Below are 12929 nucleotides of genomic sequence, written 5' to 3' on the forward strand. Positions count from 1 at the left end.
ATATATAGTACCCGGGATTCCAATTGTCTATTATGGCTCGGTGATTGCTTTGGACGGTGGAGAAGATCCAGATAACAGAAGATTAATGGACTTCGATGCAGATAATGAATTGACGTCAAGAGTACCCTGCTCTTTCAAGAGGGGAATTAGAAGTGTTACATGAAGAAGCTAGTATGGCTGTTTATAAACGTAGTTATAAAGATGAACAACTGATCGTCGCGATTAACAATACGACTAAATCACGAACTGTCATTATAGATAACAAGGACTTACCACTAAATAAAGAATTAACCGGTTTATTAGATGGTATTGTTGTTCGTGAAAGTGATGGGATATATGTGATAGAAGTTAACTCTGAAACATCTGAAGTATTTATCATTTCAGATAAAAGTAGTTTAAGTATCTCATACCTTTTAGCGATGTCAGTAGTTTTACTTTCATGCATTGTTATTATTTTCTTTAGATTAAAACGTTTTTTGAATGGTAAAAGATTAACGCATGTCTGATTGATTCTACTTAATAAATTGTATATTTGTATCATAAAAATTTACTAGTCAAGAGAGGAGGATGAGTATTGGCCGTTACAATTAAAGACGTTGCAAAACTGTCAAATGTCGCGCCATCAACGGTATCGAGGGTCATTGCAAATAATCCTCGTATAAGCGAAAAAACTAAAATTATAGTTAGAGCAGCAATGGATGAGCTTGGTTACCATCCAAACTTCATCGCACGTAGTTTAGCCAATCAATCAACTAGAGTAATCGGATTAGTTCTTCCAAACTCCACAGATGTATTCTTCCAAAATCCATTTTTCCCAACTGTTTTCAGAGGATTAAGTGATGGTGCAAATGAGCGACAATATGCACTCCAAATCAATACAGGAAATACGGATGAAGAGATATTTGAAGGTGTCATTCAAATGGTTCAAGGTGGTCGTGTAGACGGTGTTATTCTACTGTACTCTCGTATTGAAGACAAAGTACTGAATTATTTAAGGGAAAGAAATTTTCCGTTTGTAGTTATTGGAAAACCGTTTAAAGACGTGGAACTGATTACATACGTGGATAACGATAATTATATGGCATCAAAAGAAGTGACCAATTATTTGCTTAGCCTAGGCCATGAACAAATTGGTTTTATTGGTGGAGATTTAAATTTTGTTGTCACCGTCGAACGATTACTCGGATTCGAAAAAGCTTTACGTGATGCTGGAATTCGAAGTAATGATGATTATATTATTCATAGCCAGTTTTTGCGCGAAGGTGGACGGGAAGCGATAGGTAAGCTCATGAACTTGCAAGATCCACCTACAGCTTTAGTAGTAGCAGATGATTTAATAGCACTTGGTGTGCTCAATACCTTATCGGAAATGAACATCTCCGTACCCGATGATATTTCAATACTAAGTTTCAACAACGTATTATTTGCAGAACTATCCAATCCTCCATTAACTTCAGTCGAGATAAATATCTTCGAGATTGGATATCAAGCAGCCAAGAGTCTAATTCAAATTTTGGCCAATCCTAAAGTTCCAGTAAAACGTATCATTGTTCCTCATGAACTAGTCAAACGACATTCTTGCTCTCATGTAAGTGTTGTGGAGTTGTAAGACGCGAATGGCTCTAAATTTTCGTTATTTGTGTGGAATTAAAAATTGCCAATAAAAAAGGGTATTCCAAAATTTTCTCTTTTGGAATACCCTTTTTCTAGTTCTGTCAAATTACTTATTTAGCTGATTATCAAAATAGTTTATTACGCCATTATAGATTCCTAATGAGGCTTGTTCTCTAAATTTTTCTGATGTAACCGCTCGTTCTTCGGACGGGTTACTAAGGAAACCGAGTTCAATCAAAATAGCTAGTTGACGATTTTCACGTAACACAAAATAGTTCCCAGGTTGAGCTCCACGATCACGCAAGTTGATTTTTCCTCCAAGTCCTGTATTAACACTTTGTGCAAGATTTTTTTGATATCCATGTGTGTAATAGGTAGTAAAGCCATTAATTGCACTACTATCTGTAGCATCGTAATGGACACTTATAAATGCATCTGCTGCCAATTGATGACTTAGTGCAACGCGTTTACGTAAGTCTACATATACGTCCGAGTCACGTGTTAATACGACATTTGCGCCAGCTGCTCGAAGTTTATTAGCTAAAATTTGTGAAGTACGAAGCGCAATCCCTTTTTCATCAGTTCCACGAACGCCAGTTGTTCCGTGATCATTTCCGCCGTGTCCCGGATCAATGACTAGGGTTAGACCGTTTAAAGTACCTTTCTTTCGTGTAACGTTAGATTGCTGCTGTTCAACTTCCTTTTTAGTATCATCTGTTGAGACAACCCAGTTCGCAACATATGCAGTTGCACCTTTTGGTGTTGTAACTTCATAGAAGTCACCACTTTGTCCAACTGTTTTAAACGATTCCCCCGCATTGGCGCGGTAAACTACTTGACTAGCAGTAGAAGGAGACTCTCTTAAATTTGTCCCATTATATACAATAGAGATGTTTTTAATAGAAGTTGATTTTGATTTGCTTTGCTTTTCCTTTTTAACTGAAGAGGTTGTAGCTCCAGTTGTTAACGTCCCATAAAATGAATACACCCATCCACTTTTTTCTGCCGAAAGCTGAATTTTTACCCAGTTATGTTGTTTTTCTATGATTTTATACCGTTCCCCTTTACTAACTGTGGAAACTTTTTTGGCTGTTAAATCGGGCTTAGAGCGTACATTCAGTCGATCAACAGCCACCTCAAAGTGATTGCCATTAACTATTTTTTGCTTAGTAGGCGTTGATTCGCTTTTTTGAATCGTTATGAAATCTTTTGCTACATAGCCTTTTACTTGATTAGTTGAAATTTCGACCCATTGACCATAATCTGCTAGGAGTGTAGCTTGGTCACCGGCAGATAATTGTGTAAGAACCGCAGAATCAATAGAAGCTTGTGAGCGAACGTTTAACCCATTTACTTTTGATATGATGAGTTGATTTGTTTGAGTTTTCTTTTCACCAATTTTTTTCGTGTACCAAGAAGCTACCCAGCCTTCAGATGATCCACGACGAATCTTGGTCCAATCACCTTGTTGTTCAAGTACAAGCATTTGGTCACCCCTTTGCAGAGAAGCGATGATTGGATAGGCTAGTCCAGGACCAGATCGTATATTAAGCTTCGATACTGTCGACTGAATACTTTGCCCATTTGCTTGTGTTATTGAAGGAAGTATAAGTGTTAATAATAGAATAAGTGCTAGAAATATTTGCATGCTTTGCTGTAGTTTAAATTTTCGCATAAAATCCCTCCATTTACTTATTGTAGAGTTTAATTACTGAAAAAACTATAGCTTTTTGAAAAAGGTTGACATTCTTTTGTCCAATCATTAAGATAAAGTATAATCTGAATCAAACAAAGCGCCAATGACCATGAAAGTAACTGTTTAAAACGCTGTTAAGAGAGGGAAAGACGTGGCTGAAATCTTTCCTACAGAAGCACTCAGTGAACAACACATGATAGGCTTTTCATCGAAACACTTAGTAGGTGTAGTAGGTGAAAACGGAACCGGCCGTTATCCGGACTTGAGAGGACACATGTAATTTGTGTCAACTAGGGTGGAACCGCGGAAGCTTACAATAGCTCTCGTCCCTTGCGTATTTACGCAAGAGACGAGAGCTTTTTTTATTTGTCAAAGAGAGGAGCCATTAATATGTCGATTAATGTGCCTAGAGGAACGAAAGATTTATTACCAGGTGAAACCGAAAAGTGGCAAGCAGTCGAAGAACTTATTCGTGATACTTGTCGATTGTTTCAATACAAAGAAATTCGAACGCCAATTTTTGAACATACTGAGCTATTCACACGAAGTGTTGGTGATACAACCGATATCGTTCAAAAAGAGATGTACACATTTACCGATAGAGGCGATCGCTCATTAACTTTACGTCCTGAAGGAACTGCTCCCGTTGTCCGTTCTTTTGTCGAAAATAAATTATTTGGTTTACCAAATCAACCCGTAAAACTGTATTACACAGGTCCGATGTTCCGCTATGAACGTCAACAAGCAGGTCGCTATCGTCAATTCGTTCAATTTGGAGTTGAAGCAATAGGTAGTCAAGATCCAAGCATAGACGCAGAAGTTATGGCTCTTGCTATGACTGTGTATCAAAAAGCAGGACTAAAGCAGATTAAATTGGTGATCAATTCACTAGGGGACACTGAAAGTCGACAAGCTCACCGAGTTGCACTGAGTGCTCACTTCTCACCACACATCCAAGAGTTTTGTTCTGATTGTCAAAATCGATTAGAAAAAAACCCGTTACGAATTCTCGACTGTAAGGTTGATCGAGAGAATCCATTAATGGCAACCGCTCCAAAACTCCCGGATTATTTGAACGAAGAATCTGCTGCTTATTTCGGAAAAGTAAAACATTACTTAGATATTTTAAACATTAAATATGAGGTTGATCCGAATTTAGTACGCGGCCTTGATTACTATAATCACACTGCATTTGAAATTATGAGTGAAGGAGAAGGGTTCGGTGCCATTACGACACTTGCTGGAGGTGGCCGCTACAACGGTTTAGTTGAAGATTTAGGTGGTCCGGAGTCCCCTGGTATTGGTTTTGGTATGAGTATTGAAAGATTGTTATTAGCATTAGAAGCTGAAGGTCAAACTTTTGAAAACCTCCCGACACTGGATGTCTATGTAGTAGCAATGGGGGAAGCGGCGAAGGATAAAGCAGTATCGTTTGTCTCGCAGCTTCGTCAAAACAATGTTTCAGCCGAAATGGATTATTTGGATCGTAAAGTAAAAGCTCAAATGAAATCTGCCGATCGATTAAATGCCAAGTTTTCAGTTGTGATCGGAGACAATGAACTTGAAAGTGGTAAAATTTCATTGAAGTACTTAGCGAACGGAAATCAACAACAACTTACATTTGAAGAAATAGTAGAGAACTTTACTGAAATCGCATCTAAAGCAACGGAGGAATTAGCATGACAAAACGTACACATCCATGTGGAGAAGTAGCAGATCAAGCAATTGGACACCAAGTCGTATTAAAAGGATGGGTACAAAAAAGACGTGATCTAGGCGGACTGATATTTGTAGATCTTCGCGACCGAACTGGCATTGTCCAAATTGTTTTCAACCCTGCAATATCAGCTGAAGCATTAGCAATCGGTGACAAATTACGTAATGAATATGTGGTTGAAGTGCACGGTAAAGTGGTTGCACGTCAAGAAACACAAATGAATGCAAACATGAAAACTGGCCGTATAGAAGTCCAAGCATCGCATGTGACCATTATTAATGAAGCAAAGAATCCGCCTTTCGCGATTGAGAACCAATCTGAAGTAAGTGAGGATTTGCGCTTAAAGTATCGTTACTTAGATCTTCGTCGTCCGGTTATGTATGAAATATTTAAAATGCGTTCAGAAGTTACTAAATCAATTCGTCGTTTCTTAGATGATGAAACTTTCTTAGAAATAGAAACACCTATATTGACGAAATCAACACCAGAAGGAGCACGTGACTATTTAGTTCCAAGTCGTGTTCATGATGGAGAATTTTACGCGTTGCCACAATCACCTCAATTATTTAAACAAATGTTAATGGTATCTGGTTTTGAAAAGTACTACCAAATTGCTCGTTGTTTCCGTGACGAAGATTTGCGTGCAGATCGTCAACCTGAATTCACACAAATAGACATGGAAATGAGTTTCATGTCTATGGAAGACATTTTAGAAATGAACGAACGCATGATGAAGAAAATGATGAAAGATATTAAAGGGATTGACATTGAGACACCTTTCCAACGGATGAAATACTCAGAAGTCATGGATCGTTTCGGCTCAGATAAGCCAGATGTACGATTTGGCTTAGAATTACAAGATGTATCTTCATTAGTTGCTGAATCTTCATTCAAAGTTTTTGCTGGCGCAGTTGAAAATGGCGGACAAGTTAAAGCAATTAATGTAAAGGGTTCTGCTGCTAATTATTCACGAAAAGACATTGATGCATTAGGTGAGTTTGCCGGCCGTTATGGAGCTAAAGGTTTAGCGTGGCTGAAAGTTGATGCAGAAGGGTTAAAGGGACCAATTGCGAAATTCTTTGATGGTGAAGCTGGTGAGAAATTAACTCAAACACTTCAAGCTGAAGCAGGGGACTTATTATTATTTGTAGCTGATAAGAAATCAGTTGTAGCTGATTCGTTAGGTGCACTTCGAATGAAATTAGGAAAAGAACTTGGACTAATCGATGAAAGTAAATTTGCATTTCTATGGGTAATTGACTGGCCATTATTTGAATATGACGAACAAGATGGTCGTTACTATGCAGCCCATCATCCTTTCACAATGCCATTTGTTGAAGACTTAGAATTAATGGATACTAATCCTGAGAAAGTAAGAGCTCAAGCTTATGACTTAGTATTAAATGGCTACGAGCTTGGTGGTGGATCATTACGTATTTATGAACGTGATGTTCAAGAAAAAATGTTTAGCATTCTCGGATTTACTAAAGAAGAAGCAACTGCACAATTTGGCTTCTTACTTGAGGCTTTTGAATATGGAACGCCTCCACATGGTGGCATCGCATTAGGACTAGACCGTTTAGTGATGCTATTAGCTGGTCGTACCAACTTGCGTGACACAATCGCATTCCCTAAAACTGCGAGCGCAAGTGACATTTTGACTAAGGCACCAAGTGCAGTTTCAGAAGAACAATTGAAAGAATTATCCTTAGCAATTAGCATTCAGAAAAGTCAGAAATTAATAAAATAATGTTGTTGTATTTCTAAAATGGATATGATAATATACAGGTAACACGAATCCTGATGTGTTCGTTAATTGCCACATCGATTTTGACCGAACTATTTTATCGTCGGGAATCCTTTCTTTTGTAATGGCTAACATGCCCCCAGGGGACGTTTTAAGTTACAAAGTGGATACCCACCTGCTGTGTGCGGGCTCAAAACGATACGCTTCATAATGACGGCACGATTGGGATTCGTCCTACATTATGTATAATCCCTCTAGCTTTTTACAAGCTAGGGGGTTTTTATTGAGTATAATCCCTACTAAAACGATATAGATTGTGAGGACAACAAATGTTACATCAATATTCTCGAAATGAATTAGCAATAGGATCAGAAGGTGTTGACCTTTTAAAAAATACAACGGTGGCCATTTTAGGAATAGGTGGCGTTGGCTCGTTTGCAGCTGAAGCATGTGCAAGAAGCGGCATCGGAAAAATCATTCTTGTGGATAAAGACAATGTCGATATAACCAATATTAATCGCCAACTTGTTGCGTATATCTCAACCATAGGGCGCTCGAAATCAGAAGTCATGAAAGAACGAATTCTAGATATAAACCCCGAGTGTGAAGTGCACGATTTACACATGTTCTACACCGAAGAAACATTTGAAGATTTCTTCAGTCATAATGTGGATTATGTAATTGATGCCTCAGATACGATCATTTACAAAATACATTTAATGAAAGAATGTTTAACGCGCGGAGTGAAAATTATTTCATGTATGGGTGCAGCAAACAAAACGGATCCTACTCGTTTTAAAATCGAGGATATTTCAAAAACACATACAGATCCATTAGCAAAAGTCATTCGCAAGAAATTGCGTAAAGAAGGTATTTATAAAGGCATTCCTGTGGTCTTTTCAGACGAGAGTCCAATAATCGTCAGAGCAGATGTAGTCGAGACGGTTGGGAAACCCGATGCAAAATTCCGTAAAGCTCAAATGCCTCCATCATCAAATGCATTTGTACCTTCAGTGGCTGGATTAGTAGCAGCAAGTTGGGTCATTAATGATATTACAAGCGAAATTCCAGTGAAACGAGTGCGTTCTTAACAATTCGTTTTTGGACAAATTTGAGGAATTGAGGCAACTACTAGTGTGAATGGGGCAACTTTTCATTGGAATGAGTCAACTTTTGCAGTTAATGTGGCAACTTTTCGCTCAATTGAGGCAACTAACCAATTGTCTCCTAATTTATTCGCTCTTTCCTGGACAAAACATAATCAAAAAGAAGAAGTGAATCGCATAAACGCGATTCACTTCTTCTTTTGTTTGAATGACTCTAATTTCTCGTATATTCCAGCAAGTTTCTTTTCTTCGCCTGCAAGAACGGGTTTGTAAAACTTCGACTTCAGTAAATTGTCTGGAAGATACGTCTGATTGGCCCAACCGCCGAAGGATCCAATGGGGGTGTTATGTGGATATACATACCCTTCGTGTCCGAGGGTTGCTGCACCAACATAATGAGTATCTTTTAAATGACTTGGTATCTCGCCAACTTTTCCTGCATGAATCGAAGCAATAGCAGCATCGATTGCTTTGTAAGCTGAGTTTGATTTCTCCGATAAACACATCTCAACGACTGCGCTTGCTAAAGGAATGCGTGCCTCGGGTAATCCTAATCGTTCTGCAGCTTGAATGCTTGCGAGAACATGTGGACCGACAGATGGGTTCGCTACGCCAATATCTTCATATGCCATCACGAGTAGTCGTCTTGAGACAGCTACTAAATCACCATTTTCAAGCAAGTGAGCTAAATAATACATGGCAGCATTAACGTCACTTCCTCGTACTGACTTTTGCAGAGCTGACAATAGATTGTAGAAATGAGAACCTTTTTTATCACCAAAAACACCAATTCGATCGACCAAGTTTTGCAGTAAAGCATCATCAATTATGGTGACACCATCTTCTTCATCTGATGCCGAAACGACAGATTCGAGAAGTGTTAATGCTTTTCTTGCATCTCCATTTGACGAATCAGCTATTTTCATTTGCTGTTCTTGTGAAATTTGAATCGTCTGTCGACCTAGTCCGCGCTTGTTGTCGGTAAGTGCTCGTTTGATAAGTGTTAGTAAATCATCAGCTGTTAATCGTTTCAATTGCTTAATTTCACCACAGCGAGAACGAATGGCAGGATTTACATCATGAAAAGGGTTTTCAGTTGTAGCTCCAATTAATACAATAGAGCCATTTTCAACATGAGGAAGTAAGGTGTCTTGTTGTAGTTTATTGAATCTATGGATCTCATCCAAAAATAACAAGACTTTTCCTGTCATGCGCGATTCATTGACTACTTCTTCTATTTCTTTCTTTCCTGAACGAGTAGCATTAAGGGCAATGAACGGTAGATTACTTGTACCAGCAATGGCGTAGGCAAGAGATGTCTTACCGATTCCTGGTTCGCCGTATAATAACATGGATGGAACATGTCCATTTAAAATCATTTTATATAAAGGAGTATTTACTCCAATAATGTCTTGTTGACCAGCGATTTCGTCCAATTTATGCGGTCTCATTCGATAAGCAAGTGGTTCGTTTTGCAATATGAGTACCTCCTATATTCGTACATTTGTTCTCCATTATACGTGTTCATATGTGAAAAGTCATTTCACAGTAGAATGGTAGGAAATGTGCTATACTATATGAAGAATTTAGAGGATTTATAGAGGTGGATAACGTGAAAATATCAACAAAAGGTCGTTATGGTTTAACGATTATGATTGCTTTAGCCAAACAATTTGGAGAAGGTCCCGTGCCACTCCGTCAAATAGCATCAGACAATGATTTATCAGAGGCCTATTTAGAACAATTGGTCTCTTCACTGCGTAATTCAGGACTAGTTAAAAGTGTCAGAGGAGCGCATGGGGGATATATGCTTTCAAAACCCCCTCATTTAATTTCTTCTGGGGATGTTATACGTGTCTTAGAAGGACCGATTCAACCTGTTGAAGGAATTGAAGATGAAGCGCCTCCTCAAAGAGAATTATGGATGCGTATTCGAGATGCAGTGAAGACCGTTTTAGATACAACAACAATTGAAGATTTAGCCAAATACAGTGAAACGTCTTCAGATGAAGGGTATATGTATTACATTTAAGTACGTGTTCAAAAAGGAGTACGACATGACTAAAATATATTTAGACCACGCAGCCACTTCGCCTGTACATCCACAAGTCATAGCAAAATTGGTTGAAACGATGGGACAAGTTTATGGCAATCCATCTAGCATCCATGCTGCTGGCCGTGAAGCGCGAAAACAACTAGACAATGCTCGTGAGTATTTAGCGAAAAGTATTCGTGCAAAAGATCAAGAAATCATTTTGACCAGTGGTGGGACGGAAGCAGATAATTTAGCAATTTTCGGAACCGCTTACGCAAGGAAAAGTGAAGGGACACATATTATCACTTCTCAAATAGAGCACCATGCTGTCTTAAGTGCATGTGAAAAGCTTGAAAAAGAAGGGTATGACGTAACGTATTTACCTGTAAATGAACAGGGTCGTATAGCTACAGAAGATGTCAAAGATGCACTTCGTGATGATACGATTTTAGTGACGATAATGCTTGGTAATAATGAAGTGGGAACGATTCAACCAATTAAAGAAATTGGAGAATTGTTGAAAGATCACAAGGCAACTTTTCATACAGATGCTGTTCAAGCATACGGATTGCTTTCTATTTCAGTTGCTGATTTAAATGTGGATCTTTTATCTGTCTCATCACATAAAATCAATGGACCTAAAGGAATTGGCTTTTTGTATCAAAGAAAAGGCACCAAATTAGCAGCTCAACTTTTTGGTGGACAACAAGAACGAAAACGCCGTGCTGGAACTGAAAATGTCCCGGGCATTTTAGCATTCGCTGAAGCAGTTTCTATCGCACAACAAACGATGGAAGAAAAGCGCGAACAATATAATCACTATAAAAATAATATGATTTCAATTTTTGAACAAGCTAACCTTGATTTCAAGTTAAATGGAGATGAACAATCAATGCTTCCACATATAATGAATGTTAGCTTTGCTGGTACCGATGTAGAGTCACTACTCGTTAATTTAGACATAGCGGGGTTAAGTGTTTCGAGTGGTTCAGCATGCACAGCAGGTTCAATAAATCCTTCTCACGTGCTAGTCGCTATGTACGGTGAAGAAGCAAGTGAACTACGTAATTCAATTCGCTTTAGTTTTGGTTACGGGATCACGGATGCGGAAGTAAAAGCAGCAGCTATTTTAACAGTTAATATAGTTAGACGACTTGTAAAATAGCTTGTAAAATAAATTAGAAAAGGTGAGAATCAATGCAACAACTAAAAGATCCTGCAAATACACGTGTCGTTGTTGGCATGTCGGGGGGCGTTGATTCGTCCGTTGCAGCTCATTTACTAAAACAACAAGGTTATGATGTAATCGGAATCTTTATGAAAAACTGGGACGACACTGATGAAAATGGTGTATGTACAGCTACTGAAGATTATGACGATGTTATTAAAGTATGTAACCAAATCGGTATTCCTTATTATTCGGTGAACTTCGAGAAACAGTACTGGGATAAAGTGTTTTCTTACTTTTTAGAAGAATACAAAGCAGGAAGAACACCAAATCCTGATGTGATGTGTAACAAAGAAATTAAGTTTAAAGCTTTCTTAGAACATGCCGTCAGTCTAGGTGCTGATTATTTAGCAACTGGTCATTACGCACAAGTAAAAGAAGTGGATGGGGAAACTCAACTTCTACGTGGACTTGATAATAATAAAGATCAAACGTACTTTTTAAATCAATTATCTCAAGACCAATTATCAAAGGTTATGTTCCCCATTGGCCATCTTGAGAAAAAATTGGTTCGTGAAATCGCAGCAGAAGCGGGACTTGCAACTGCAACTAAAAAAGATTCTACTGGTATCTGCTTTATCGGCGAACGTAATTTCAAGGAATTCTTAAGTCAATATTTGCCGGCGCAACCTGGTGAAATGGTGACAATGGATGGTGAGAAAATGGGCAGTCATGACGGATTAATGTATTACACAATTGGTCAACGTCAAGGTTTAGGCATTGGTGGAGCAGGTGATCCTTGGTTTGTTCTAGGGAAAAACCTTGCAAAAAACGAATTACTTGTAGGACAAAACATACACCATGAAGCGTTATTTTCTGATCAATTAACGGCAGTAAATATGAGTTTTACAACAACTGAACCTAAAAATAAAACATTCTCTTGTACGGCTAAATTTAGATACCGTCAAGAAGATGTTCAAGTAGAAGTTGAATTAACTCCTGCTAACTGCGCCATTATATCATTCGCGCAACCTGTCCGGGCCATTACACCTGGTCAAGCAGTTGTTTTATATGATGGGGATGTGTGCTTAGGTGGAGGAACGATCGATGAAGTTATGAAACACGGCAAAAAATTAACTTATGTTGGCTAATGGACTAGGAGTGAGAAAATGAATGAACTTGAACTTGGCATTGCGGCCATTCAGAATAAAGATTATGAACAAGCGGTTGTTCATTTTAATAACGCCATTGAAGAAGAACCAAATAATCCATTAGGTTACATCAATTTCGGCAATTTGTTAGCACGAATGAATGAAACAGATCGGGCAGAGCGTTTCTTCCAAAAGGCGATCACGCTTGATGCTGAAGCAGCTACTGCATTTTATGGGTTAGCCAATTTATATTACGAGCAAGAACGCTTTGAGGAAGCAGTAAAGCTTTATGAAAAAGCAGTTAAATTTGGCATACAAGGTGCGGATGTCTTCTTTATGATGGGGAAATGTTTTGAACGGTTAGGGAACGAAAAACTAGCGCTTCCATATTTACAACGTGCAGCTGAACTCGATCCAACGGATGTTCAAATTCGCTTATCTTATGGCATTGTATTAGCAGCTCTAGAAATGTTCAAAGAAGCAGAACCTGAATTTATGTATGTCATTCATGAAGACTTGAACAATGCAGATGCGCACTATAATTTAGGTGTGTTATACGCAGTGTCTACAGAGCGTATAGATGATGCTTTGTATCATTTAAAACAAGCATACACATTACAACCGAAGTTTGATCAAGCACGTTATGTGTACGATATGATTTCATTAAGAAAATAACGATTGAAAAGGAGGCGACA

Annotated in this window: 11 protein-coding genes, 1 other RNA gene and 1 other annotated feature; of the genes, 10 read left to right on the forward strand and 2 right to left on the reverse strand. The window is 38.4% G+C overall.

The annotated features are described in order from the left end of the window. Positions 1-152: 152 nt before the first annotated feature. Both E2636_RS19610 and E2636_RS06620 read left to right on the forward strand, forming a co-directional pair. Complete coding sequence (locus tag E2636_RS19610; protein WP_322789587.1) at positions 153-506, forward strand: hypothetical protein; 354 nt, start codon at positions 153-155, stop codon at positions 504-506. 68 nt (positions 507-574) lie between these two features. Then, positions 575-1609, forward strand: coding sequence for a LacI family DNA-binding transcriptional regulator (locus tag E2636_RS06620; protein WP_134209499.1), 1035 nt, complete (start codon positions 575-577; stop codon positions 1607-1609). Positions 1610-1720: 111 nt separating this feature from the next. Here the strand turns inward: E2636_RS06620 and E2636_RS06625 are convergent, their stop codons facing one another. Then, the gene (locus E2636_RS06625; RefSeq protein WP_134209500.1) at positions 1721-3289 is read right to left on the reverse strand and encodes an N-acetylmuramoyl-L-alanine amidase family protein; all 1569 of its coding nucleotides are present in this window, start codon (positions 3287-3289) and stop codon (positions 1721-1723) included. A 115-nt stretch (positions 3290-3404) separates the two neighbouring features. Beyond that, positions 3405-3644: a binding site (T-box leader), on the forward strand. A 56-nt stretch (positions 3645-3700) separates the two neighbouring features. On the opposite strand from E2636_RS06625, the gene hisS reads away from it, so the two are divergent. The 4 genes from hisS (at position 3701) to E2636_RS06645 (ending at position 7865) form a co-directional block, all read left to right on the forward strand. Beyond that, complete coding sequence (gene hisS, locus E2636_RS06630) at positions 3701-4993, forward strand: histidine--tRNA ligase (RefSeq protein ID WP_134209501.1); 1293 nt, start codon at positions 3701-3703, stop codon at positions 4991-4993. Next, positions 4990-6777 (forward strand): aspartate--tRNA ligase, encoded by a 1788-nt coding sequence (gene aspS, locus E2636_RS06635; RefSeq protein WP_134209502.1) that lies wholly within the window; start codon positions 4990-4992, stop codon positions 6775-6777. The genes hisS and aspS overlap by 4 nt, the downstream gene beginning before the upstream one ends. 44 nt (positions 6778-6821) lie before the next feature. Continuing rightward, positions 6822-7007, forward strand: a non-coding RNA gene (ssrS, locus tag E2636_RS06640) — 6S RNA. A 96-nt stretch (positions 7008-7103) separates the two neighbouring features. Further along, complete coding sequence (locus tag E2636_RS06645; protein ID WP_134209503.1) at positions 7104-7865, forward strand: tRNA threonylcarbamoyladenosine dehydratase; 762 nt, start codon at positions 7104-7106, stop codon at positions 7863-7865. A gap of 203 nt (positions 7866-8068) precedes the next feature. Here E2636_RS06645 and E2636_RS06650 read toward each other — a convergent pair whose 3' ends face one another. Then, positions 8069-9358: a replication-associated recombination protein A gene (locus E2636_RS06650; protein WP_134209504.1), complete on the reverse strand. Its 1290-nt coding sequence runs from the start codon at positions 9356-9358 to the stop codon at positions 8069-8071. Between the two features lie 134 nt (positions 9359-9492). On the opposite strand from E2636_RS06650, the gene cymR reads away from it, so the two are divergent. From cymR to E2636_RS06670, 4 genes are read left to right on the forward strand one after another with little or no spacing between them, the layout of a single operon-like run. Then, entirely contained in the window at positions 9493-9912 is a 420-nt protein-coding gene (gene cymR / locus E2636_RS06655; protein ID WP_017380193.1) for a cysteine metabolism transcriptional regulator CymR, read from the forward strand. Between the two features lie 25 nt (positions 9913-9937). Then, positions 9938-11080, forward strand: a complete 1143-nt coding sequence (locus E2636_RS06660) for a cysteine desulfurase family protein (RefSeq protein ID WP_134209505.1) — start codon at positions 9938-9940, stop codon at positions 11078-11080. A 32-nt stretch (positions 11081-11112) separates the two neighbouring features. Further along, entirely contained in the window at positions 11113-12234 is a 1122-nt protein-coding gene (mnmA, locus tag E2636_RS06665; protein ID WP_134209506.1) for a tRNA 2-thiouridine(34) synthase MnmA, read from the forward strand. An 18-nt stretch (positions 12235-12252) separates the two neighbouring features. After that, on the forward strand, positions 12253-12909 hold the full coding sequence (locus E2636_RS06670; protein ID WP_134209507.1) for a tetratricopeptide repeat protein: 657 nt from the start codon (positions 12253-12255) through the stop codon (positions 12907-12909). Positions 12910-12929 lie beyond the last annotated feature (20 nt).

Origin of the sequence: Paenisporosarcina antarctica, from assembly GCF_004367585.1 — a bacterium.
GTDB classification, from domain to species: Bacteria; Bacillota; Bacilli; order Bacillales_A; family Planococcaceae; genus Paenisporosarcina; species Paenisporosarcina antarctica.